Annotated in this window: 25 protein-coding genes; 11 read left to right on the top strand and 14 right to left on the bottom strand. The window is 67.3% G+C overall.

Features of this window, described 5'->3' with window-relative positions:
- Nucleotides 1-12: 12 nt before the first annotated feature.
- The 3 genes from hpnH (at nt 13) to DIE23_RS29540 (ending at nt 2,445) form a co-directional block, all read left to right on the top strand.
- Nucleotides 13-1,173, top strand: a complete 1,161-nt coding sequence (gene hpnH / locus DIE23_RS29550; protein ID WP_124615350.1) for an adenosyl-hopene transferase HpnH — start codon at nt 13-15, stop codon at nt 1,171-1,173.
- Between the two features lie 363 nt (nt 1,174-1,536).
- On the top strand, nt 1,537-1,890 hold the full coding sequence (locus DIE23_RS29545; protein WP_124615349.1) for a DOPA 4,5-dioxygenase family protein: 354 nt from the start codon (nt 1,537-1,539) through the stop codon (nt 1,888-1,890).
- 123 nt (nt 1,891-2,013) lie between these two features.
- Nucleotides 2,014-2,445: a nuclear transport factor 2 family protein gene (locus DIE23_RS29540; protein ID WP_124615348.1), complete on the top strand. Its 432-nt coding sequence runs from the start codon at nt 2,014-2,016 to the stop codon at nt 2,443-2,445.
- 27 nt (nt 2,446-2,472) lie between these two features.
- Here the strand turns inward: DIE23_RS29540 and trhA are convergent, their stop codons facing one another.
- The 5 genes from trhA to DIE23_RS29515 form a co-directional block, all read right to left on the bottom strand.
- Nucleotides 2,473-3,093 carry a PAQR family membrane homeostasis protein TrhA gene (trhA, locus tag DIE23_RS29535; protein ID WP_124615347.1) on the bottom strand — a complete coding sequence of 207 codons (621 nt, stop codon included), beginning with the start codon at nt 3,091-3,093 and terminating at the stop codon, nt 2,473-2,475.
- Nucleotides 3,094-3,305: 212 nt separating this feature from the next.
- A complete protein-coding gene (locus DIE23_RS29530; RefSeq protein WP_014900797.1) occupies nt 3,306-3,512 on the bottom strand; it encodes a YbdD/YjiX family protein in 207 nt (68 codons plus the stop codon).
- A gap of 12 nt (nt 3,513-3,524) precedes the next feature.
- A complete protein-coding gene (locus DIE23_RS29525) occupies nt 3,525-5,603 on the bottom strand; it encodes a carbon starvation CstA family protein (protein WP_124615346.1) in 2,079 nt (692 codons plus the stop codon).
- A 281-nt stretch (nt 5,604-5,884) separates the two neighbouring features.
- Nucleotides 5,885-6,313, bottom strand: coding sequence for a PRC-barrel domain-containing protein (locus tag DIE23_RS29520; protein ID WP_124615345.1), 429 nt, complete (start codon nt 6,311-6,313; stop codon nt 5,885-5,887).
- Nucleotides 6,314-6,703: 390 nt separating this feature from the next.
- Nucleotides 6,704-7,834, bottom strand: a complete 1,131-nt coding sequence (locus DIE23_RS29515; protein WP_124615344.1) for a 3-deoxy-7-phosphoheptulonate synthase — start codon at nt 7,832-7,834, stop codon at nt 6,704-6,706.
- 240 nt (nt 7,835-8,074) lie between these two features.
- On the opposite strand from DIE23_RS29515, the gene DIE23_RS29510 reads away from it, so the two are divergent.
- The 3 genes from DIE23_RS29510 to DIE23_RS40440 are packed head-to-tail and all read left to right on the top strand — an operon-like array spanning nt 8,075 to nt 9,077.
- The gene (locus tag DIE23_RS29510) at nt 8,075-8,626 is read left to right on the top strand and encodes a hypothetical protein (protein ID WP_124615343.1); all 552 of its coding nucleotides are present in this window, start codon (nt 8,075-8,077) and stop codon (nt 8,624-8,626) included.
- 28 nt (nt 8,627-8,654) lie between these two features.
- Nucleotides 8,655-8,948: a hypothetical protein gene (locus tag DIE23_RS29505; protein WP_260436206.1), complete on the top strand. Its 294-nt coding sequence runs from the start codon at nt 8,655-8,657 to the stop codon at nt 8,946-8,948.
- A gap of 6 nt (nt 8,949-8,954) precedes the next feature.
- Nucleotides 8,955-9,077 (top strand): hypothetical protein, encoded by a 123-nt coding sequence (locus DIE23_RS40440; protein WP_260436205.1) that lies wholly within the window; start codon nt 8,955-8,957, stop codon nt 9,075-9,077.
- A gap of 85 nt (nt 9,078-9,162) precedes the next feature.
- On the opposite strand, the gene DIE23_RS29500 is transcribed toward DIE23_RS40440, so the two are convergent.
- The gene (locus tag DIE23_RS29500) at nt 9,163-9,885 is read right to left on the bottom strand and encodes a YceH family protein (protein ID WP_124615342.1); all 723 of its coding nucleotides are present in this window, start codon (nt 9,883-9,885) and stop codon (nt 9,163-9,165) included.
- 414 nt (nt 9,886-10,299) lie between these two features.
- Between DIE23_RS29500 and DIE23_RS29495 the strand changes: the two genes are divergently transcribed.
- Entirely contained in the window at nt 10,300-11,064 is a 765-nt protein-coding gene (locus DIE23_RS29495; protein ID WP_124615341.1) for an SDR family oxidoreductase, read from the top strand.
- Between the two features lie 17 nt (nt 11,065-11,081).
- Here the strand turns inward: DIE23_RS29495 and DIE23_RS29490 are convergent, their stop codons facing one another.
- The 3 genes from DIE23_RS29490 to DIE23_RS29480 are packed head-to-tail and all read right to left on the bottom strand — an operon-like array spanning nt 11,082 to nt 13,512.
- Nucleotides 11,082-11,786, bottom strand: a complete 705-nt coding sequence (locus DIE23_RS29490; RefSeq protein ID WP_185646556.1) for an MOSC domain-containing protein — start codon at nt 11,784-11,786, stop codon at nt 11,082-11,084.
- The gene (locus DIE23_RS29485; RefSeq protein ID WP_124615340.1) at nt 11,783-12,679 is read right to left on the bottom strand and encodes a dihydrodipicolinate synthase family protein; all 897 of its coding nucleotides are present in this window, start codon (nt 12,677-12,679) and stop codon (nt 11,783-11,785) included. Before DIE23_RS29485 ends, DIE23_RS29490 begins: the two co-directional genes overlap by 4 nt.
- 50 nt (nt 12,680-12,729) lie before the next feature.
- Complete coding sequence (locus DIE23_RS29480; protein WP_124615339.1) at nt 12,730-13,512, bottom strand: aldolase; 783 nt, start codon at nt 13,510-13,512, stop codon at nt 12,730-12,732.
- A gap of 146 nt (nt 13,513-13,658) precedes the next feature.
- Between DIE23_RS29480 and DIE23_RS29475 the strand changes: the two genes are divergently transcribed.
- Together DIE23_RS29475 and hutC are read left to right on the top strand one after the other, a co-directional pair.
- Nucleotides 13,659-14,201 carry a helix-turn-helix domain-containing protein gene (locus DIE23_RS29475; RefSeq protein WP_124615338.1) on the top strand — a complete coding sequence of 181 codons (543 nt, stop codon included), beginning with the start codon at nt 13,659-13,661 and terminating at the stop codon, nt 14,199-14,201.
- 31 nt (nt 14,202-14,232) lie between these two features.
- Nucleotides 14,233-14,970, top strand: coding sequence for a histidine utilization repressor (gene hutC, locus DIE23_RS29470; protein WP_124615337.1), 738 nt, complete (start codon nt 14,233-14,235; stop codon nt 14,968-14,970).
- Between the two features lie 100 nt (nt 14,971-15,070).
- Here hutC and DIE23_RS29465 read toward each other — a convergent pair whose 3' ends face one another.
- Together DIE23_RS29465 and DIE23_RS29460 are read right to left on the bottom strand one after the other, a co-directional pair.
- The gene (locus tag DIE23_RS29465; RefSeq protein WP_124615336.1) at nt 15,071-15,919 is read right to left on the bottom strand and encodes a phytanoyl-CoA dioxygenase family protein; all 849 of its coding nucleotides are present in this window, start codon (nt 15,917-15,919) and stop codon (nt 15,071-15,073) included.
- Nucleotides 15,920-15,968: 49 nt separating this feature from the next.
- The gene (locus tag DIE23_RS29460; RefSeq protein ID WP_124615335.1) at nt 15,969-16,772 is read right to left on the bottom strand and encodes an ABC transporter substrate-binding protein; all 804 of its coding nucleotides are present in this window, start codon (nt 16,770-16,772) and stop codon (nt 15,969-15,971) included.
- Nucleotides 16,773-17,231: 459 nt separating this feature from the next.
- Here DIE23_RS29460 and DIE23_RS29455 point away from each other — a divergent pair, with 459 nt between their 5' ends.
- A complete protein-coding gene (locus tag DIE23_RS29455) occupies nt 17,232-17,672 on the top strand; it encodes a helix-turn-helix domain-containing protein (protein WP_124615334.1) in 441 nt (146 codons plus the stop codon).
- A 59-nt stretch (nt 17,673-17,731) separates the two neighbouring features.
- On the opposite strand, the gene DIE23_RS29450 is transcribed toward DIE23_RS29455, so the two are convergent.
- Complete coding sequence (locus tag DIE23_RS29450; protein ID WP_260436204.1) at nt 17,732-17,899, bottom strand: ankyrin repeat domain-containing protein; 168 nt, start codon at nt 17,897-17,899, stop codon at nt 17,732-17,734.
- A 237-nt stretch (nt 17,900-18,136) separates the two neighbouring features.
- Between DIE23_RS29450 and DIE23_RS29445 the strand changes: the two genes are divergently transcribed.
- Nucleotides 18,137-19,003, top strand: coding sequence for a LysR family transcriptional regulator (locus DIE23_RS29445; protein ID WP_124615333.1), 867 nt, complete (start codon nt 18,137-18,139; stop codon nt 19,001-19,003).
- A 28-nt stretch (nt 19,004-19,031) separates the two neighbouring features.
- Here DIE23_RS29445 and DIE23_RS29440 read toward each other — a convergent pair whose 3' ends face one another.
- Together DIE23_RS29440 and DIE23_RS29435 are read right to left on the bottom strand one after the other, a co-directional pair.
- A complete protein-coding gene (locus tag DIE23_RS29440; RefSeq protein ID WP_124615332.1) occupies nt 19,032-20,216 on the bottom strand; it encodes an amidohydrolase family protein in 1,185 nt (394 codons plus the stop codon).
- Nucleotides 20,217-20,284: 68 nt separating this feature from the next.
- Nucleotides 20,285-21,484 (bottom strand): amidohydrolase family protein, encoded by a 1,200-nt coding sequence (locus DIE23_RS29435; RefSeq protein ID WP_124615331.1) that lies wholly within the window; start codon nt 21,482-21,484, stop codon nt 20,285-20,287.
- Nucleotides 21,485-21,747: the final 263 nt, after the last annotated feature.

Raw genomic sequence — 21,747 nt, 5'->3', positions numbered from 1 at the left:
GGAGGACAACTCTTGTCTATTCCGCTGCTCCAGCAAGTCCGCGTCGGCGCATACATCATGCGCCAACACCTGTCCGGCAACAAACGCTATCCGCTCGCGCTGATGCTCGAGCCGCTGTTCCGCTGCAACCTCGCGTGTAACGGCTGCGGCAAGATCGACTATCCGGACCCGATCCTGAACCAGCGCCTGTCCGTCGAGGAATGCCTGGAAGCCGTCGACGAGTGCGGCGCGCCCATCGTGTCGATCGCCGGCGGCGAGCCGCTGCTCCACAAGGAGATGCCGGAGATCGTCAAGGGCATCATGAAGCGCAAGAAGTTCGTGTACCTGTGCACGAACGCGCTGCTGATGGAAAAGAAGATGGACGACTACCAGCCGAATCCGTACTTCGTCTGGTCGGTCCACCTCGACGGCGACAAGGACATGCACGACCATTCCGTGTCGCAGGAAGGCGTGTACGACAAGGCGGTCGCGGCCATCAAGGAAGCGAAGCGCCGCGGCTTCCGCGTGAACATCAACTGCACGCTGTTCAACGATGCGATCCCCGAGCGCGTCGCGAAGTTCTTCGACACGCTGGGGCCGATCGGCGTCGACGGCATCACCGTGTCGCCGGGCTATGCGTACGAGCGCGCGCCGGATCAGCAGCACTTCCTGAACCGCGACAAGACGAAGAACCTGTTCCGCGAAATCCTGAAGCGCGGCGAAGGCGGCAAGCGCTGGTCGTTCAGCCAGTCGTCGCTGTTCCTCGACTTCCTGGCCGGCAACCAGACGTACAAGTGCACGCCGTGGGGCAACCCGGCGCGTACCGTGTTCGGCTGGCAGAAGCCGTGCTATCTGGTCGGCGAAGGTTACGTGAAGACCTTCAAGGAACTGATGGAAGACACGAACTGGGACAACTACGGCGTCGGCAACTACGAGAAGTGCGCGGACTGCATGGTCCACTGCGGCTTCGAAGCCACCGCCGTGATGGACACGATCGCGCATCCGCTGAAGGCGCTGCGCGTGAGCAAGAAGGGCATCAAGACCGACGGCCCGTTCGCACCGGACATCTCGATCGCGAAGCAGCGCCCGGCCGAGTACGTGTTCTCGCGCCACGTCGAGATCAAGCTCGAGGAAATCCAGCGCGCCGGCAAGGGCAAGCTGCAGAAGCCGGCGAAGCCGGCAACGGCGGCTTAAGCGCGTGTCGCTGCGCGGGGGCTCGCGCCTCCGCATCGGCCGGCATCGAAGAAGCGCCACGGAGTTCGCTCCGTGGCGCTTTTGTTTTGTCGGACGTCGTCCTTGCAGTTTCTGAAATGACGTACTGCCGATGCGATTTCGGCCGAAGCACCGGCTGGCGCGGCTTTCGGCGCGATGCCGCACATGCGGACACGAACGGGAAATGCTTCGTCCAACGCACCGGTTTCCCTGACACGCGACAAATCTACCGCACCGAATCACCGCTCCGCGACAAGACGTGTCCGACGAGTCAGCGCGATAATTACGCATCGGCCGTCAGGCACGGCTCTCATCCCTTCCTCTATTATTCTCTCGAGTTCCGCCATGGCTGCCATCGACACCACCGCCATCGACAGTTGGCACGCACACGTCTACTTCGACGCCGCGAGCCGCGACGCGGCCTGGGCGTTTCGCCTCGTCGTCGAAGAGCGGTTCGGCACGATCATCGAGCTCGGCCGCTTTCACGAACGCCTCGTTGGCCCGCATCCGGCCTGGTCGTACCAGATCGCGTTCGGCGCCGCGCAATTCGACACCATCGTGCCGTGGCTCGTGCTGAATCACGGCGCGCTCGACCTCTTCCTGCATCCGAATACGAACGACGAACTGCGCGACCATCGCGACAGCGGGGTGTGGATCGGCAAGTCGCATGAACTGAACCTCGGCGCGCTGGGGGGCTGAGGCAGACGGTGGTACGCGGTCGCGCCCGGCACACTCGACATCCACGTTTCGGCCTGGGGTGAAACGTCCGGCGGCGTGGCGTCGATACAGTGGTGCCGTTATCCACGCTTGCCGGAACCCGCCATGACCCACGCCGACACCGTTGCGCAACGCATCCATCGAGACTGGCACGCCGCCGTCGTCGCACGCGACCTCGACGCGCTGATGTCGCTGTACGCGGATGACGCGTTCCTCGAAACGCCACTGATCGTCGTCACGCTGCCCGACCACGGCTCGGGCGTGCTGCACGGCAAGGACGCGATCGGCGCGTTCTTCGCGGCGGGCTTGCGCAATCCGGAGAACAAGCTCGGACGCTGGTATCGGACAGGGCTGTTCTTCTCGAACGGCCGACAACTCACGTGGGAATATCCGCGCGAAACGCCGGAAGGCGATCAGGTCGATCTCGTCGAGGTCATGGATCTGCGCGACGGGCTGATCGCGCATCATCGCGTCTACTGGGGATGGGTCGGGTTCAAGGCGCTGTGCGGCGCGGCTCAGGCTGCCGATCGCGAATGAGATCCGCCGTGCCGCCCCCGCCCACGCTCACGCGACATACATCGCGACACTGACGAACTGGCACAGGCTGCCGGCCAGCACGAAAAGGTGCCAGATACCGTGCCCGTGGCGGATGCGCTCGTCGTTGATGAAGAAGTAGATCCCCGCGCTGTAGATGATGCCGCCGGCCACGAGCCAGACGGCACCGACCGGCGGCAGCGCATGGATCAGCGGGCGGATCGCGACGAGCGCGAGCCAGCCCATCAGCACGTACAGCACCATCGACACGATACGCGTGCGCCGTCCGAGCGTGAGTTCCTGCGCGATCCCGAAAGCCGCGAGCCCCCAGCTCACACCGAACAACGACCAGCCCCACGGGCCGCGCAGCGTGACGAGCGTGAACGGCGTGTAGCTGCCCGCGATCAGCAGATAGATGGCCGAATGGTCGCACTTCTGCAGGATCGCCTTGAGCCGTGGGTTGCGCACGCTGTGATACAGCGTCGAGATCGCGTAGAGCAGGATCAGCATCGCGCCGTACACGCTGAAGCTCACGATCTTGTAGGGATCGCCTTCGAGCGCGCCCATCGTCACCAGCGCGACCAGCCCTGCCACCGACAGCACCGCGCCGACGAGATGGGAAATGCTGTTGAAACGCTCACCGACATGCACGACGGGTTCTCCTGCGCGGATTCATCGAAAAATGATGAGTCATATGATACTGGTGGCCGGACGTTGCCGCGCTGAACGAAGTCAAACGCCGCGGTGACGGGCACCTCGCGCGCGCCGCCGCGGCCCGCCAAAGAAAAAGCGCCGCGAATGCCTTCGCGGCGCTTCCCGGTCCGTCACCGGACCACCCTACCGGCCGGCTGCGCCGGCCCGGTTCAGCAACACTTCCCCGCCCCCGACCCGTACCGCGCATTCTGACGCTCGCGGAAGAATGCCTCGTACGTCATCGGCTCGCGGTCCGGATGGGTTTCGCGCATGTGCGCGACGTAGGTGTCGTAGTCGGGCAGGCCGACCATCAGCCGCAACGCCTGCCCGAGGTAACGCCCCGCGCTGCGCAGGTCGCTGCCGAGATCGCTGAACATCGCGGCCTCCCGTTATCGTCCGCTGCCGAGCGCCTGCGCGGCCGGCATCGGCTCGTACGGCGTCTCGCGCACGGTCGGCCTCGACTCGCGGCGCGCGCGCAGCACGGCGATCACGCCGTACGCCGCGATCGCCACGACGACGAAGATGAACAGGCCGGCCAGCGCCGCATCGATGTAGTCGTTGAAGATGATCCGCTGCATCTGCGCGATCGACTTCGCCGGTGCGAGCACCTTGCCTTCGTCCACCGCGGCCTGCAGCTTCGCGGCGTGCGCGAGGAAGCTGACCTTCGGGTTCGCGTCGAAGATCTTCTGCCAGCCGGCCGTCAGCGTGCAGATCAGCAGCCATGCGGTCGGCACGATCGTCACCCATGCGTAGCGCTCGCGCTTCATCTTGAACAGCACGACGGTGCCGAGCACCAGTGCGATCGCGGCGAGCATCTGGTTCGAGATGCCGAACAGCGGCCACAGCGTGTTGATGCCGCCGAGCGGATCGACCACGCCCTGGTACAGGAAGTAGCCCCACGCGGCCACGCACAGCGCGGTGGCGACCAGGTTCGCGGGCAGCGACTCGGTGCGCTTGAGCGCCGGGTGGAACGTGCCGAGCAGGTCCTGCAGCATGAAGCGGCCCGCGCGCGTGCCGGCGTCGACGGCCGTCAGGATGAACAGCGCCTCGAACAGGATCGCGAAGTGATACCAGAACGCCATCATCGCTTCGCCACCGATCACCTGGTGCAGGATGTGCGCCATGCCGACGGCCAGCGTCGGGGCGCCGCCCGCGCGCGCGATGATCGTCGTTTCGCCGACGGCCTTCGCGGTCTGCGTCAGCATGTCGGGCGTCAGCACGAAGCCCCATTGCGTGACCGTGTTCGCGACGGCTTCCGGCGTCGAGCCGAGCACGGCCGCCGGCGCGTTCATCGCGAAATAGATGCCCGGCTCGATCACGCACGCGGCGACCAGCGCCATGATCGCGACGAACGATTCCATCAGCATCGCGCCGTACCCGATGAAGCGTGCGTTGGTTTCGTTGTCGATCAGCTTCGGCGTCGTGCCCGACGAGATCAGCGCGTGGAAACCCGACACCGCGCCGCACGCGATCGTGATGAACAGGAACGGGAACAGGTTGCCCGACCACACCGGGCCCGTGCCGTCGACGAACTTCGTCAGCGCGGGCATCTTCAGTTCCGGTGCAACGACCAGGATGCCGATCGCGAGGCCGAGGATCGTGCCGATCTTCAGGAACGTCGACAGGTAGTCGCGCGGCGCGAGCAGCAGCCACACCGGCAGCACCGATGCGACGAAGCCGTAGCCGATCAGGATCCACGTGAGCTGCGTGCCGCTGAACGTGAACCAGGCGGCGAGCGTCGGCGAATCGTGCACGTGCTGGCCGAACGCGATCGACGCCATCAGCAGCACGAAGCCGATGATCGACACTTCGCCGATGCGGCCCGGACGGATGTAGCGCGTGTAGACGCCCATGAACAGCGCGATCGGAATCGTCGCGGCGACGGTGAACGTGCCCCACGGCGAATTCGTCAGCGCCTTCACGACGATCAGCGCGAGCACCGCGAGGATGATCACCATGATCAGGAACGCGCCGAACAGCGCGATCACGCCGGGCACCGTGCCGAGCTCCATCTTGACGAGGTCGCCGAGCGAGCGGCCGTCGCGGCGCGTCGAGATGAACAGCACGATGAAGTCCTGCACCGCACCGGCGAACACGACGCCGGCCAGGATCCACAGCATGCCGGGCGTGTAGCCCATCTGCGCGGCGAGCACGGGGCCGACGAGCGGCCCGGCGCCGGCGATCGCGGCGAAGTGATGGCCGAACAGCACGTACTTGTTGGTCGGCACGTAGTCGAGGCCATCGTTGAACTTGACCGCCGGCGTCATCCGCAGCCCGTCGAGCTGCATGACCTTGCTGGCGATGAAACGGCTGTAGAAGCGATATGCGATCAGATACACGCAAACTGCGGCGATCACGATCCAGAGCGCGCTGACGCGTTCGCCGTGCGCAAGTGCGATCGTCCCGAACGCGAACGCGCCGAGCAGCGCGACCGCGATCCAGAGCAGGGTACTGGAAGCCCGATTCATGGCGTCTCCTGGTCTCCAATGTGGTTTTGAGTGGATCCGGCGACGCGCCGAACCCGCGTGACGTCGATGCGTCGTGCCGCGTCTCGTGGAAGCCGCGGCATTGGGCCGTAGTATTCCGTGCGACGGGGGCGGCTTACAAGCGCACAACTACGTATGCGGGGCTACGTAGAATTACGTAGAGGTGGGTCGTGGACGAGGGAGCGAGGCCGTGATGGATCGGCGCGGTGGCCGGCGGTCGGCGGACGGCCGGGCCCGGCACATCGCGCGCCGGGCCGCGTGCATCAGTGCTGCTCGTCGACCTTCTTCGGCTTCGGCGGCGACGGCACCTTCGTGTACTGGAACGCCGGCGTGGCCTTCAGCGCCTCCTTCGTCGCGCCCGGCAGATAGATGTTGCCGTTGCGCACGTCGAGCGACGCGATCGGCACCGCGACGTCATGCGCGGCCACGCCGAGGAAGCCGCCGGCCGACACGATCGCCGCCGACACCGAGCCGTCCGGCGCGACGATCAGGTCGCGCACAGTGCCGACCTTCTGGTTCGCGTCGTTGTACACGGCCTTGCCGAGCACGCTCTTCTTCACGCTCCAGCCTTCGAGCAGCGCCTGCGATTGCTCGACGGTCACGCTGAGCGGCTGCGCGCCGGCGATCTGCGCGTGCGCGCTGACGCTCGATGCGAGGACGGCTGCCGCGATGAGGGTCTTGTAGAACTTCATGTGTATCGCACTCCGGTTCGGTTGTTGTTGATTCCGGGAGCGAAGCGACGCGGGCGCAACGGCTGATCGGTGAGCACCCCGCGCTTCGTCGGTCGCATGGCGGCCGGCTGCGCCGCCCCTGCGTGTATGCATGACGGGCCGGCATGGCCGGGCCGCAGTGCAACACGGCGTTCACGGTAGCGGCATTCGCCGGATCGTGCGTTCGGAGTGCGACGGGACAGGCGGGACAGGCCTGATGAAGATCATCGATCGTGCGGATGGACGGTGCGCGCGGCGCGAAAAATAGGCGCCATGGCAGTCGATCGGGAGAACATGGCAGGTAGGCAGCCGATCTTCACCGGCGCATCAAACTACGCGGCGGACGCCACTCCGCCACGCAATCACGCTGCGTCACGCATTCCGCGAATACACCCTGCGATGCCGCACCGCCTCCGCCAGCACGTCCAGCACCGGCTCCGTCTGCGACCAGCTCAGGCACGCATCGGTGATCGACACGCCGTACTGCAACGGCACGCCCGGCTTCAGGTCCTGACGCCCGGCCTCGAGATGGCTCTCGACCATCACGCCGACGATCCGGTGCTCGCCTTGCGACAGCTGCCGCGCGAGATCCTGCGCGACGTCGATCTGCCGCTCGTGCGACTTGTTCGAGTTCGCATGCGAGCAATCGACCATCACCTGCTCGCGCAACCCGCTCTTGCGCAGCACCGCACAGCTCGCCTCGACGTGCTCGGCGTCGTAGTTCGGCCCGTTCTTGCCGCCGCGCAGGATCACGTGCGCGTCGTCGTTGCCGCGCGTCTCGAAGATCGCGGCCATCCCCATCTTCGTCATCCCCATGAACGCGTGGCTCGCGCGTGCGGCGACGATCGCGTCCGACGCGACCTGCACGCCGCCGTCGGTGCCGTTCTTGAAGCCGATCGGGCAGCTCAGCCCCGACGCGAGCTGACGATGGCTCTGGCTCTCGGTCGTGCGCGCGCCGATCGCGCCCCATGCGATCAGGTCCGCGATGTACTGCGGGCTCAGCAGGTCGAGGAATTCGGTCGACGCAGGCAGGCCGAGCGCGTTGATGTCGAGCAGCAGTTGCCGCGCGGCGCGCAGCCCTTCGTTGATGCGGAAGCTGCCGTCGAGGCGCGGATCGTTGATGTAGCCCTTCCAGCCGACCGTCGTGCGCGGCTTCTCGAAGTACACGCGCATCGTGATCAGCAGGTCGTCCTTCAGCGCATCGGCGGCGGCCTTCAGGCGACGGGCGTACTCGAGCGCCTGGTCGTGATCGTGGATCGAGCACGGGCCGACGACGAGCAGCAGCCGGTCGTCGCGGCCATGCAGGATGTCACCGATCGCGCGGCGCGTGTCCTCGACGAGCGTCTGCGTGGCGGCCGGCACCGGCAGTTCGTCCTGCAGCAGCGCGGGCGAGATCAGCGGACGCACGGCGCCGATGCGGACGTCGTCGATGCGCGTGGTGTCCTGCGTCGCGTCGGCGCTGCCTACCTCGCGATCGTGGGAAGGATTGTCGAGGTTCTGCATGGGGATTCTCCGGGGGACGTCTGGAATGATGTGCAGGCTCGATTATGGCACTCGCGCAAGACGGCAGCGAGGCGCGACGCGATCCGAGGCCGCCGGCCATTCGGCCGAGTGGTCGCGTGTCACCGACGTGCCGTAGGATCGTGGCTGTCCGCTGCCGATGCGGTCCGTCGTTCGACGCAGGCGGCACGACGCACCCTCCGTCCGTGATTGATCGTTCGCAACTTGACCCGACCCGCCAAGATGACCGTATCCGAACTGCTCAGCGCCATCCGCCAGCCCTACGTCGACCTGCTCGCGCAAGCGGCAGCGCAACCGGCAGCCGTCGTCGAACCGGCCTACCGGAAAGCCGACGGCACGCTGGCCACCGAAGGCCCGCTCGCGCTGCCGTGCCGCGCCGACATCGTTCACGCCGAAGGCGAATCGGCCGGCCAGCCGTCGATGGTCGACTCGACCGCGCAACTGGATTTCGAGCCGTTCGCGTTCGAACTCGAAACGGCGGCCGTGTCGATCCGGCCGTTCGTGTGGGACTGGGCGACGATCGAAGCCGACGGCCTCGGCGAGGCCGCCACCGACGCGTTCAAGACATGGTTCTTCGCGTGGTTCGACGCCGACGACGAAGGCGTGCCGGCCGAAGACGGCCTGCACGGCATCGTGCACTATCTGTCGGAGCCGGCGCGCACGGAACAGGGATGGCGCATCAACGCGGATCTCGGTTCGGCGCCGGGCGCGGCCGTCGAGGACCTGCTGTTCCGGCTCGTCGATGCGGGCGCGACGCGGATCGGCATCGGCTGAAGCGCCCGTCCATCACTCACGCACCATCATGAAAAAAGCGCTCGCCGCATCGCTGCTGTGCATCGCATTGCCCGCGTCGGCCGAAGTCAGCACGGAAGTGCTGTGCTTCAGGACGACCGGCGACAAACCCGTGCGCTTCGAGTTGCGCACGTATTACGACGACGTCGCCAAGTGGCAAGGCGGTGTCGTCCGCGATGAGAAATCGAAGACGGCGATTCCGCTGCTGCTCAAGCACGTGGATCAGGAAGAACTCGCGGAAGGCCGCCCGTACCAGTTCACGACCACGTGGTGGGAAATGGTCGGCGGCAAGATCAACGGCTAATACGAGATGATGAGCCAGGGTGCGATCGTCTATTCGATGACGTACACCAATGCGCGCACCGGCAAGAAGACCGATTTCGCGTGGGCGCAGGACGTCGATGCGTCCGCGAAGACGGGGTGCCGCTGGTAGCGCGGATTCGGGCCGCGGCGGGAGGCGGGTTCGTCACCCGGCGCGCCCTCACGCGCGCTGGCGCCGCGTTGGCCCGGCCCGCCCGTCAGCCCGCGTCGCCCGGCACGTCGACGTCGATCCCGAGTTCGGTCGCCATCCGCTGAACGAGTGCGTTCAGCCGCGCCACTTCATCCGCGAGCCGTTTCTGCTCGGCCTTCAGCGCCTCGAACTCGGACGGCGGAACGGAATCCGCGCCGCTGCCCGCACCGCCCCCCGTATCCGCACCGGCATAGTCGGCGACGTTCACCTCGCCGCACATCAGATGCATCCAGCGGTTCTCGCGCGCACCGGGCGCGCGCGGCAGCCGGACGACGAGCGGTTGCGCACGCGCCGCCAGTTCGTCGAGGAAGGCCTCGACCGACGAGATGTCCGCGAAGCCGTGCAGGCGGGCGCTGTTCAGGCGCAGTTCGGCGGCCGTCTGCGGGCCGCGCAGCAGCAGGATCGTCAGCAGCGCGATCGCCTGGCTCGGGATCCCGAGCACGCGGTTCACGTTGTGCTCGAAACGCGGCACGCGGCTGCTGCTGCCTTCCATCACGAGGCTCAGGTGCTTGAGTCCGTCGAGCGCGGTCGTGACTTCGTCGTCGCTGACGTTCATCACCGGCGAGCGCGCGGTTTTCTGGTTGCAGCCTGCGGTGAGTGCATTCAGCGACAGCGGGTAGGTGTCCGGCACCGTGTGCTGCTTCTCGACGAGCACCCCGAGAATGCGGGCCTCAAGGGGCGTGAGTTCGCGCAGGGCGCGTGGCGTGGGCATGTCCGGCGTGGTGTTCATGGTGGCGTCGCAGCGTGCAGCAGGTGAAGGGAAACGGTCGCGGCCCGTCCGGCGTCGCGTACGGGCGAGCCATATGATAGCTCGCGACGTCGGGCCCGGCGCCACTCGCCACGACGGCGCGCGCACTTGCCGCAGCCGGCTTTCGTCCAACGTATCGGCCGTGCGGCGGCGCGCGACGAGGCCTGCGTTCGGCAGCGCGAACGCACGCTCCGCACTCACGCGCGGCAGCGCCCCGCGTTTGCGCGTCGCGCAGGCCGGCGCTACGATAAGCGTTCATCCGGGAGACGCGGCGCCATGCGGGCCGCCTTCGCACGCCACGCCAACGCCGCGCATCACCCCTGTCCCGCTCGCCGTGCCGCCGCGCCTGCGCGCCGCGCTCGTCAACACGGTTCATCCGTTCACTCATTCACCGCCATGACTGCCTCCTCCTTAGCGCCGAACGTGCGCGCCATCGTCACCGGACACACACGCGGCCTCGGCGCGTCGCTCGCCGAACAACTGCTGCAGGAAGGCATCGCCGTGCTTGGCGTATCGCGCAGCCGTCATCCGTCGCTCGCCGCGCAGGCCGGCGACCGCTTCGCCGAAATCGAACTCGACCTGTCGGATACGTCGGCCGTCGCGACCTGGCTCGCCGGCGACACGCTGCGCCGCTTCGTCGATGGTGCGTCGATCGCGCTGCTCTTCAACAACGCGGGCATCGTCGACCCGATCGGACCGCTCGACGCGCAGGACCCGGCGCTCGTCGCGCGCGCGGTCGGCCTGAACGTCGCGGCGCCGCTGATGTTGTCGGCCGCGCTCGTGCAGGCGGTATCGGCCCCGACCGAATGCCGGATCCTGCACGTGTCGAGCGGCGCCGCGCGCAACGCATACGCGGGCTGGAGCGTCTATTGCGCGACCAAGGCCGCGCTCGATCATCACGCACGCGCCGTCGCGCTCGACGCGAACCGCGCGCTGCGGATCTGCAGCGTCGCGCCGGGCGTCGTCGATACGGGCATGCAGGCGACGATTCGCTCGACCAGCGAAGCGAACTTCCCGATGCGCGAGAAATTCGACCAGTTGAAGGCGAGCGGCGCGCTGTCGACGCCCGAGGCCGCCGCGCGGCAGCTGATCGGCTACGCACTGAGCGACGCGTTCGGCGCCGAGCCGACGGCCGACGTGCGGAACCTGCCGGCCAGGTGAGCCGCGCAGGCGGCCCGTCATCCTTCGAGCCGTTTCGTCCAGTCTTCGACCTGCCGCTCCGCCCGGCGCCTTTCGAGCATCTTGCGCCAGCCGGGCGGCAATACCGGAACGTCGCACAGCGCGTCGAGCGCGGCCATGTCGAGCGTGCGCCGGTACAGCACATCGAGCACCGTCGACAGCGGCCATTGCGGATACCGGCGCTCGTGCAGCGCCAGCACATCGCCCGGCGCCACCCAGCCCTCGTGCAGCACGCGGTAGTACCAGCCGGTCCGGCCACTTTGCTGCACGAGCGCCGCCATGCGCGGATGATCGAAGCGCGCATTGAGCTTCCAGCACGGCTGCCGCGACTGCGACACCTGCAGCACGGCGTCGCCCAGCATGAACACGTCGCCGAGACACACGTCGCGCTCGGTCACGCCGCGCGTCGACAGGTTCTCGCCGAATGCGCCCGGCCGCGCGAGCACGTCGCGCGCGCCGATCTGCGCGGACCACCACGCATAGTGATCGTGCGCATAGTGATGAACCGCCTTGTCGGGCCCGCCGTGATGCCTCGCATCGGCCTGCTCGTCGCCCGCAAAGCCGAGCGCGCCGAGCCAAAGACGCGCATCGACCGGCTGCTTGTCGATCGCACTCGCGTGCGGCGTGCCGGCCAGCGGCCGGCGCGTGCCGACCCGCACCGCGGCGATGGCGGCCGCAACCGTCGGCCGTGCGTCGTCGCTCATGCCGGCACGCCTTCCGGCAGTGCCGCAAGCACGCGTTCGAGCTCGCGCGTGCGCACGTCGCCGAGCGGCAGCAACGGCCGCCTCGGCTCGCCCGCATCGAAGCCGCGCAGCCGCAACCCAGCCTTCACGGTCACCGGCAGGCCGCCGTTGACGATGAATTGCAGCAACGGCAACTGCGCGTGAAACACCGCCCTGGCGCGCGCCAGGTCACCCGCGCGCATCGCGTCGACCAGCGCAATCGGCAACGCGGCATTGAGGTTCGGCGCGGCCGTGCACCATCCTGCCGCGCCCGCGGCCAGCGCGGCAAGCGCCATCGGGTTGCTGCCGTTGTAGAACGGGATCGCCCCGTCGCTCAACTGCGCGAGCCGGTGCATCCGCCCGATGTCGCCGGTGCTCTCCTTGACCATCGTCACGTTGTCGACGGCCCTGCAGATCGTCACGATCAGGTCGGGTGACATGTCGACGCCGCTCGTCGCGGGGTTGTTGTACAGCATGATCGGGATGCCGACGGCGTCGCCGATCGCGCGGTAGTGCGCGACGATCTCGTCGCTGCCGAGCTTCCAGTACGCCACGGGCAACACCATCACCGCATCGGCGCCGGCCTGTTCGGCAAAGCGCGCACGGCGCACCGCACCGGCAGTCGTGAGATCGGAGATACCGACGACGGTCGGCACGCGCCGGCGCACCGCGCGAATCGACGCGGTGGCGACCGACTCCCATTCGGCATCGGACAGGTACGCGCTCTCGCCGGTACTGCCCAGCGGCGCAATCGCGTGGACGCCGTCGGCGATCAGGCGCTCGATCAGCGCGTCGAGCGCCGGCAGGTCGACGCCGCCGTCGGCGGAGAACGGTGTAACCGGGTAGGCGATAACGCCTTGCAACAGGATGGACACGATGTGGATTCCTCAATGATGAATTGAAACGATGGACGCTGCGCGCCCGTTCATGCGACGCAGTCTCGATGCGTGCGCAATGCGCGGCGCGCGTAATAGTCAAACGTCACGGCGTCGCGCTTCGGCTTCGAAATCCAGTCGTGCGCTTCCCGCGCCAGCGCCGGCGGAACCGGCCTGATCTCGCCGGCCGACATCGCAAGCAGTTGCAGCTTCGCGGCCCGCTCGATCAGCAGCGCGAGGATGCAGGCTTCCTCGATCGTCCTACCGACCACGAGCTGACCGTGATGCGACAGCAGGATCGCACGCTTGCTGCCGAGCGCCTTCGAAATGATCTCGCCCTCCTCGTTGCCGACCGGCACGCCGGGCCAATCCTTCAGGAACGCGCAGTCGTCGTACAGCGGGCAGGTGTCCATGTGCGACACGACCAGCGGCTGCTCGAGCATCGACAGCGCCGCGACGTGCGCCGGATGCGTATGGATGATGCAGTTCACGTCCGGGCGCTCGCGATAGATCCACGTATGGAACCGGTTGGCCGGATTCGGAATGCCCTCGCCGTCGACGACGTCGAGATCCTCGTTGACGCGCAGCAGGTTCGCGGCCGAGATCTCGTCGAAGCCGAGCCCGAGCCGCTGCGTGTAATACGTGCCGGCGTCGCCCGCGCGGCAGGTGATCTGCCCGGCCAGCCCCGAATCGTGACCGGCGTCGAACAGGATCCGGCACGTGAGCGCGAGCTTTTGCCGCGCGGACCAGCCGCTGTCGCCCACCTCGTTCTCGAGACGCCGCTCCGCCAGCGCAACCAGCGCCTCCTTCGTCAAATTCAGCGTTTCCGCCATGTTCACCTCCTGGATGGATCGGATGTGTCGCGTCGCTCGCCGCCGTTTCGCAAGAATCCGCGAAGACGAGCCGTGACACTCGATCCATTATAGGACACTTTGTGTCATGCGTTACAATCGGTTTTTCGAAGGACACTTGGTGCCCCATGACGATTCGCCTGAAGCTGCTCAGAAAACAGAAGGGCTGGACGCTCGATGTGCTGGCCGACGAGACGGGCCTGACCAAGAGCTACCTGTCGAAAGTCGAGCGCGGCATGAGCGTGCCGTCGATCGCGGTCGCGCTGAAGCTGTCGAAGGCACTGAACGTCGACGTCGAGCAGCTGTTCTCGGAAAGCCACAACCGCGAGCTGATCACGGTCACGCGCGCCGGCGAGCGCACGGCAATGGGTGCTGCGGCCGACAGCCACGCGCACCGCTTCGAAAGCATCGCGGCCGGCGTCGCGCCGAAGAAGATGCTGCCGTTCGTCGTGCATCCGCCGCACGAATTCGTCGCGTCGACGTTCCGCGAACACGAAGGCGAGGAATTCCTGTTCGTGCACAAGGGGCGCGTCGAAATCGAATTTCCGAACGAGACCGTGCAACTCAAGACCGGCGATTCAGTCTATTTCAACGCCCTCATCCCGCACCGCACGCGCAGCCTCGGTGCCGCGCAGGCGGAGATCCTGGTCATCGTCAGTCACGACGACTAGCCTCGTCACCTCTTCGCGCAAGGATCCCCCGATGGTCACAAAGGCCACCGCACCGTTCCAGCAAATCAAGGCGCTCGTTCGCCAGAACGTCGATGCGGGCGACTGGCGCCCGGGGGACCGCATTCCGTCCGAACTCGACCTCGCCGCGCAATTCGGCGTCGCTCGCATGACGGTCAACCGCGCGCTGCGCGAGCTGACCGAGGAAGGCGTGCTGAAGCGCATCGCGGGCGTCGGCACCTTCGTCGCCGAAGCGAAGCCGCAGTCGAACCTGCTGATGATCGCGCACATCCGCGACGAGATCCGCGCGCGCGGCCACGAGTACCGCTGCCGCGTGCTCAGCCAGTCGCGCGAACCCGCGTCGTTCGACGTCGCGGCCGCATTCGGGCTGGCGGTCAATACGCCGGTCTTTCACGTGGTGTGCGTGCACGAGGAAAACGGCCGCCCGATCCAGCTCGAGGATCGCTACGTGAACCCGGCCGCCGCGCCCGACTTCATCGATCAGGATTTCCAGGTCGAGCCGCCGTCCGAATACCTGTTCAACAACGTGTCGCACTACGAACTGGAAATCGAGCACGTCGTCGACGCGTCGCTGCCGACCAGCGAACAGGCGCGACTGCTCGACATGCGCGCCGACGAGCCGTGCCTCACGCTCACGCGCCGTACCTGGACGAACGGGCTGCCGGTCACGTTCGTGCACTTCCTGCATCCGGGCAACCGCTACCGGCTCGGCTCGCGCTTCAAGCCGGGCGCCGGACGTCACCAGACCTGAACCTCCCCCGACGCTCGAAAAAGACCGCGTGCGGCGGCTGCTTCATCGCGAAACGGCCGCCGCGCGTGTGACGTCACGTGACGTCGTCGCTGTCCGCCGCTCAGATCGCCCCGACCTGCCCCGCGTCGCGCGACCACACGACCGGAAACAGCGCATGCTCGAGCGGCGCGCCGTCCGGCAGCTCGTCCGCGAGCCCCGGGAAATCGGGCGACGTCTTCCAGCGACGCGGCGCGTGACGGATATCGTCGCCGACGAAGCGGATCGAGAACGCGCGCCGGCGGTTCTGCGTCCCGCCCGACGCATGCAGCGTCAGCATCCGGAAGCACACCATGTCGCCCGGCTCGAGCGCCCAGTGGCGGATCGGGAACGCGGAACGATCGGCCTCGATGTCGGGCAGGTCGGCGAGGCTGCCTTCCGGGAACCACTTCGCCTCCTTGTCCATGAACGTGCGCGGCATCAGCCACGGCCCCTGGTGCGAACCCGCGACGAATTCCAGCGTCGATTCGAGCGGCACCGGATCGACCGGAATCCACATGCTGACGTTGTCGTCGCCTTCGATGTTGTAGTACGGCTGGTCCTGGTGCCACGGCGTGCGCTGCCGCGTGCCGGGCTCCTTCACGAGCAGGTGGTCGTGATGCAGCCGCACGGTCTGCGTGCCCATCAGCGCGGCGGCCACCGATGGCGCGGGCGAACGCACGATGAAGTCGCGGTACGCGTCGTTGTGCCGCCAGTTGCAGAAGTCCTCGAAGAACCAGCCGGGATCGTCGGGCCGGCTCGCCACCTTCGCGCGCTCGCTCGGCTGTGCGAGGTTCGCGTCGATGCCGGCACGCAGCGCGGCCACTTCGTCGGGCGAGAAGATGCCCTTGATGTATACCGCGCCTTCGTCGCGGAAGGCGGCGATCAGTTCGGGCGTCACGGCTTTCGCGACGCGGTCCTGGATACTCGTCATGGCTTGCCTGTCGATGGGATGAATCACGGGGTCATGGGGGGTCATGAGGTCACGGCGCGGCGGTCAATTGCTGCTTCGCGCCGTAGATGTCGAAGTCGAAGTATTTCGCGGCGATCTTCTGGTACGTGCCGTTCGCGCGGATCGCGGCGATCGCGTCGTTCAGGCGCTTCTTCATGTCGGCGTCGCCCTTGCGCACGCCCATCGCGACGCCGTAGCCGGTGATGCGCACGTCGGTCACGTCGGGGCCCGCGAACGTGTAGCCCTTGCCGCGCGGCGTCTTCAGGAACGAATAGCCGGCCTGCGTCTTGTCCTGGAAGGTCGCGTCGAGACGGCCGTTCACCAGATCCTGATACACCTGGTCCTGATTCTGGTACGACACGATCGTCACGCCCTTGGTCGCCCATTCGGCCTTCGCGTACGCCTCCTGCGTCGTGCCCTGGTCGATCCCGATGCGCTTGCCGGCGAGCGACGCCGCGGTCGGCAGCAGCGTCGAGCCAACCGGCGCGACGAGCGCGCCCGGCGACGCATACAGCTTGTTCGAGAAGTCGATCTGCTTGAGCCGCTCGTCGGTGGCCGTCATCGCGGACATGATCACGTCGAACTTGCGCGCGCGCAGCGCCGGAATCATTCCATCGAAACCCTGCTCGACCCACACGCATTTCGCGTGCAGCTGCTCGCAGATCGCATTGCGCAGGTCGATGTCGAAGCCGGCGAGCGAGCCGTCGGGCTGCTTCGCCTCGAACGGCGGATAGGTGGGATCGATGCCCCAGCGGATCGTCGCCGTGTCCTGCGCGAACGAGACGAGCGGCGCGAACGCCAGCGCGGATACGACGAGCTTTGCAGTGCGGTTCATGGTTGTGTCCTTGTGGTCTCGACGTGGCGGGCAAGCGCCGGGCGTCCGTTGGGGAGCGTCGTGCCGGCAGGCCCGGCGCGGTACGCGAAAGACGGGGACTTCGATGAAACTGCGATGCAGTCTAGACCGCTCAATTCTTGAGCGCAAGCGGGGGAAGTGGCGGCGGAACGGATTGGGAAGAGTTGAGCTGAGAAATCGCGCAGTAAGGACGGGATAACAATCGCTACAGGATGATTTAGCTTAAATTGCCGAATTTTCCGGTGTTTACCCGATGGGGTGCACAGTCGGTCGAGAGTGTGTTTTGCCGGATATCCACAGGGCAGGGTTTCGATATCCGACAGGCACTCTGGCACTCTACCGAATGGCTCCCCGAAATCGCCACACCAGTCTATACCACACTGGCAATCGCCTGAGCAGAATCTGCCTTACATTCGACACTCCCGGTGTCAGGAAATCGACATGCAGCTCTATGAAATCGGCCAGGCCGTCGCCAAACGAAGGACGGAACTCGATCTAACTCAGCACCAGCTGGCAAAACTCGCCGGCGTGTCGCCCCTTACCTTGAGCCAGCTCGAAATCGGCACGATCAGCGACGTCGGGATCAGAAAGCTTATCCGACTGCTCGGCGTACTTGGCATCGAAATCACGGCGCATCCGCGCAAGAATCACAACGGGCTCTACAAGGCCGTCATCAGCGCGAACGTCAGCTACAAGGGCGAGTTGACCGAGCGACTGCTGGCCGACGCGTTGACCACGGGCCGGATTCCGGCAGGATTCGAGTCGCAGTTCTCCGTCATCCTCGACGAAGTGCCACTGCCCGTTGTGGTCAAGGCCGCCGAAGAAGCCGCGGCACGCTCGGGCACGCCGCTTCGCGCGATCTGGACGCACCTTGCGGCGTGATCGAAGGCGCTTCGTCTCTATCGGAAAGTTTGGGCCTGACCGCAGCGCCGCCGCTAACCCTATCGCCCTCCCGCAGCTACCAGAATCCGCTCGATCGGCGCATGCCCGCGGCAACGCGCATGCTGCAGCGGCGTCTCGCCGTTCGAATCGGCGAGGTTCACGTTAGCCTTCTCGTCGACCAGCAACTGCACGATCCGCACATGGCGCTCGCTGCTTTCGCCGAGCATGATCCCCGCCCTTCGAGCGCACCACCGTCGGCGGCCGCGACAGCCGTGGTAAGCGTCGTCAACGCAAACGAGCCGACGATCGCCATCCGTTGGAAAAGCATCCGGCGTCCTCCTTGCTATGCGCCCGCGCAGCCGCGCCGGGTCCGGCGAAACCGCGATTGCCCGCGGGCTCGGGCCATGTTAAAAGTCGTCGCACGCATTTGGAAATGAAATGCTCGAATCCAGAAAAGTGCAGAAATGAATAGACCTTTGTTCGACCTCGACCTGTTGCGGGCGCTCGTGATGGTCGCCGACTGCGGCAGCTTCACGACCGCGTCCGCGCGCCTGCATTCGACGCAGTCGACGGTCAGCCAGAAGGTGCGGCGGCTGGAGGAGATCGCCGGGCATCGCCTGCTCGATCGCGGCACGCGCGACGTGCGGCCGACCGACGCCGGCGTGACCGTGTTGAGCTACGCGCGGCGCATGATCGCGCTGAACGACGAGATGCTGGAAGCGCTGTCGGGCGCGACCGTCGCGCTGACGATCCGGCTCGGCGTACCCGACGATTTCGCGGCGGGCCGCACGACCCATGCGCTCGCCGCGTTCAAGCGCGATCATCCGCAGGTGAAGCTCGAGGTGATGTGCGGGTTGAGCCGCGACATCTGCGCGGCCTACGATCGCGGCGAACTCGATCTCGTGCTGATCAAGCAGCGGCGCGACAGCCGCGAGGCGGTGGTGCGCTGGCCGGAGAAGCTGCGCTGGATCGACAGCGCGCAACATCCGACGATCGAGCTCGACCCGGTCCCGATCGTCGTGTTTCCGCCGCGCGGGCTCTATCGCGACGACATGATCAAGGCGATCGAGGAACGCGGCCGCCGCTGGCGGATCAGCTTCACGACGTCGAGCCTGAGCGGCATCCAGGCGGCCGTCGCGGACGGGCTCGGCATCAGCGTGCTGCCGGCGCGCGTGGTGACCGACGACCACGTGGTGCTGACCGAGGAGCACGGCGGCTTCGCGCCGATCGAGAACATGGACATCGCGATCCTGCATCGGCCGACGGCCGATCCGATGGTCAGCGAACTGACGAAGGCGCTCGCGGCGATGCTGGAGCACGAGCGAGAATGAGCGCAGGCGGCGCGATAAGGCGCTCGGCTCAGACCAGCGCGCCGTCGCGCGCGACGATCTTCCCCGACGACACGACGAGCCGCCGCGTCGGCCGTGACACGACGGCCTCGGCGAACGTCAGCGCATCGACGAGGACGACGTCCGCACGCTTGCCCGCTTCCAGGCCGTAGTCGGCGAAGCCGCAACCGCGTGCCGCGCTGTGCGTCACGCAGTCGAGCGCGATTTCGAGCGCGTCGTCGCGGCGGAAATCGTTGCGCATGCCGATCAGCATCGCGCGTTCGAGCATGTCGGGCGAACCGTACGGCGTCCACGTATCGCGTACGCCGTCGTTGCCGCCGATGACAGTCACGCCGGCCGCACGGCAGGCGACGACCGACGGCACCGGCACCGCGGCCGGCGCGGTCGTGACGATCGCGACGCCGAGTTCGGCCATCCGCGCGAGCAGCGCGTCGCGCTCGCGTTCAGCGATGTCGCCGAGGCAGAAGCCGTGGCTGATCGTGACCTTGCCCTGCATGCCGAGCGCGGCCGTGCGCTGCAGGATCAGGTCGAGCGAGTACGCGCCCATCGACCCGCGCTCGTGCAGGTGCAGATCGAGCCCGCGACCGTGGCGCTCGGCGATCCCGAACAGCACGTCCACCGCCTCGACCGGATCGCCTTCGATCGCGCACGGGTCGAGGCCGCCGAGCAGGTCGGCGCCCGCGCGCAGCGCGTCGGACAGCAGCGCGGCGGTGCCGGGCCGCTTGAGCACGCCCGACTGCGGAAACGCGACGATCTGGATGTCGACCTGGCCGCGCAGCGTCTCGCGCGTCGCGAGCACGCCGTGCAGATGCCGCAGCCCGGCCTCGGTGTCGACGTCGACGTGCGTGCGGATGCGCGTCGTGCCGGCCGCGAGGAATGCGCGCGACAACGCGAGCGACGCGACGCCCGCGTCGTGGCCGCTCGTCGCGCGGTAGTGGCGCTCGTTCTCGATGCGGTCGACGAGGCGCGGCCCCACCGCGTTGCGATACCACGGCATTCCCCAATGGGTCTTGTCGAGATGCGTGTGGCTCTCGACGAGGCCGGGCAGCGCGAGCGCGCCCGCGCCGTCCTCGATCGCGCAGCCGGCGGCCACGTCGAGCGACGGGCCGACGCGCGCGATGCGCTCGCCTTCGATCAGGATGTCGAGCGCCTCGTCGGCGTGCGTGCGGACGTTACGGATCAGCAGGTTCGTCATGTCGGTTCCGGTGTGGTCGGTCAATGCAAGGCCGTGACGATGCGCGCACCGTCACGGCGGTCAGGTCGTTATCGCGCGAAGCGCAGTGCCGGCGCGAACGGCGCACCGGTATCGCTTTCGCCTCGGCGGAACACCCAGCGTTCGGCCGGCACGCCGGCGACGGCGGCCGCCGCATTCGGCGCGCGCACCGCGACGAAGCTCGCGTCGCAGCCGACCGCGATGCCGTAGTTGGCCTTGCCGATCGCGCGCGCGCCGGCGTGCGTCGCCATGTCGAGCGCGATGCCGAGCGCTTCGTCGGTATGAAAGCCCGAGCGGTAGCCGACCATCATCGCGCGCTGCAGCATGTCGCCGTTGCCGTACGGCCACCACGCATCGCGAATGTTGTCGTTGCCGGCGAACACGTGCACGCCGGCATCGCGCAGCTCCCGCACCGGCGGGAATGCGCAGTCGCCCGGTGCGTTGGTCAGGATCGACACGCCGGCGTCGGCGAGTGCCGCGGCCGCACGCTCGACGTCGCCATGATCGACCTGGCCGAGCGCATACGCGTGGCTCACGTTCACGCGGCCGCCGAGGCCCGCCGCGCGCGTGCGCGCCGCGATCCGCAGCAGTTGCGCGATGCCGGTCTCGCCCGGTTCGTGCAGGTGGATGTCGATCTTCGCGCCACGCTTCTCGGCGATGCCGAACACGATGTCGAGCTGGCCGTCCGCGTCGCCGTCGAGCGTCGTCGGGTCGATCCCGCCGACCACGTCCGCGCCTTCGCGCACGGCCGCGTCGAGGATCGCGGCGGTGCCCGGGCACGTCACCACGCCGGCCTGCGGAAACGCGACCAGTTCGATGTCGACGATCCCGCGCCATTGTTCGCGCACGGCCATCACGGCCTGCAGGTTCGACAGGCCCGTCGTCGCGTCGACGTCGACGTGGCTGCGCATCGCGATCGTGCCGAACGCGGCGGCCTGCTCGATCAGCGCATTCGCGCGCGCGACGATCGGCGGCGCGGCCGCGAGCTGGCGCTTCTCGACCGCGAGCCGCTCGCGCAGCGAGTCGACCGGTTCATGCGGCACCCAGCGGTCGCCGACGAAGCTCTTGTCGAGATGAATGTGGCCGTCGACGAAGCCGGGCAGCACGACGCGCCCGCCGAGGTCGATCGTTTCGGCACCGGGCGCGGCGGTGCAATCGGCGCCGATCGCGACGAAGCGGCCGTCACGGACGACGAGGTTGACGGGCTGGCCGCCGGCATCGACGGCGTGGGTGAAGAAGCGATCGGTCATGACTCGGAATGTGGATGGGGCGGTCGCTGCGCGACGCCGACGCGGACAGGGGGAAGAAACCGCGGCCGGCGCGGCGCGACCGTTGCCAGGGAATGCGGTCACGATATCGGACGGGGCGGCCAGTGGCCAATTAAATGTCGCGATGCCGCGCATTCGATTTCGCGATGCGCGGCGCGCATGCTCGCCGGGTCTGGCGCGATGACGGGGCGGGATCGCGGTGGGCGCGGTGGGTGCGGTGCAAGCAGCGAAAGCGGCGAAAAGAC

Origin of the sequence: Burkholderia sp. Bp9143 (assembly GCF_003853645.1) — a bacterium.
Lineage (GTDB): Bacteria > Pseudomonadota > Gammaproteobacteria > Burkholderiales > Burkholderiaceae > Burkholderia.
The sequence above is the reverse complement of the archived record's forward strand: the minus strand, read 5'-3'. Positions and strand labels throughout refer to the sequence as shown.

Bases quoted from the DNA above. Each gene is read 5' to 3' on its own strand.
- DIE23_RS29545 (WP_124615349.1), top strand. From the start codon at position 1,537: ATGGCTGCCATCGACACCACCGCCATCGACAGTTGGCACGCACACGTC.
- DIE23_RS29540 (WP_124615348.1), top strand. From the start codon at position 2,014: ATGACCCACGCCGACACCGTTGCGCAACGCATCCATCGAGACTGGCAC.
- DIE23_RS29530 (WP_014900797.1), bottom strand. From the start codon at position 3,512: ATGTTCAGCGATCTCGGCAGCGACCTGCGCAGCGCGGGGCGTTACCTC.
- DIE23_RS29525 (WP_124615346.1), bottom strand. From the start codon at position 5,603: ATGAATCGGGCTTCCAGTACCCTGCTCTGGATCGCGGTCGCGCTGCTC.
- DIE23_RS29520 (WP_124615345.1), bottom strand. From the start codon at position 6,313: ATGAAGTTCTACAAGACCCTCATCGCGGCAGCCGTCCTCGCATCGAGC.
- DIE23_RS29515 (WP_124615344.1), bottom strand. From the start codon at position 7,834: ATGCAGAACCTCGACAATCCTTCCCACGATCGCGAGGTAGGCAGCGCC.
- DIE23_RS29510 (WP_124615343.1), top strand. From the start codon at position 8,075: ATGACCGTATCCGAACTGCTCAGCGCCATCCGCCAGCCCTACGTCGAC.
- DIE23_RS29505 (WP_260436206.1), top strand. From the start codon at position 8,655: ATGAAAAAAGCGCTCGCCGCATCGCTGCTGTGCATCGCATTGCCCGCG.
- DIE23_RS40440 (WP_260436205.1), top strand. From the start codon at position 8,955: ATGATGAGCCAGGGTGCGATCGTCTATTCGATGACGTACACCAATGCG.
- DIE23_RS29500 (WP_124615342.1), bottom strand. From the start codon at position 9,885: ATGAACACCACGCCGGACATGCCCACGCCACGCGCCCTGCGCGAACTC.
- DIE23_RS29495 (WP_124615341.1), top strand. From the start codon at position 10,300: ATGACTGCCTCCTCCTTAGCGCCGAACGTGCGCGCCATCGTCACCGGA.
- DIE23_RS29490 (WP_185646556.1), bottom strand. From the start codon at position 11,786: ATGAGCGACGACGCACGGCCGACGGTTGCGGCCGCCATCGCCGCGGTG.
- DIE23_RS29480 (WP_124615339.1), bottom strand. From the start codon at position 13,512: ATGGCGGAAACGCTGAATTTGACGAAGGAGGCGCTGGTTGCGCTGGCG.
- DIE23_RS29475 (WP_124615338.1), top strand. From the start codon at position 13,659: ATGACGATTCGCCTGAAGCTGCTCAGAAAACAGAAGGGCTGGACGCTC.
- hutC (WP_124615337.1), top strand. From the start codon at position 14,233: ATGGTCACAAAGGCCACCGCACCGTTCCAGCAAATCAAGGCGCTCGTT.
- DIE23_RS29465 (WP_124615336.1), bottom strand. From the start codon at position 15,919: ATGACGAGTATCCAGGACCGCGTCGCGAAAGCCGTGACGCCCGAACTG.
- DIE23_RS29460 (WP_124615335.1), bottom strand. From the start codon at position 16,772: ATGAACCGCACTGCAAAGCTCGTCGTATCCGCGCTGGCGTTCGCGCCG.
- DIE23_RS29455 (WP_124615334.1), top strand. From the start codon at position 17,232: ATGCAGCTCTATGAAATCGGCCAGGCCGTCGCCAAACGAAGGACGGAA.
- DIE23_RS29450 (WP_260436204.1), bottom strand. From the start codon at position 17,899: ATGCTCGGCGAAAGCAGCGAGCGCCATGTGCGGATCGTGCAGTTGCTG.
- DIE23_RS29445 (WP_124615333.1), top strand. From the start codon at position 18,137: ATGAATAGACCTTTGTTCGACCTCGACCTGTTGCGGGCGCTCGTGATG.
- DIE23_RS29440 (WP_124615332.1), bottom strand. From the start codon at position 20,216: ATGACGAACCTGCTGATCCGTAACGTCCGCACGCACGCCGACGAGGCG.
- DIE23_RS29435 (WP_124615331.1), bottom strand. From the start codon at position 21,484: ATGACCGATCGCTTCTTCACCCACGCCGTCGATGCCGGCGGCCAGCCC.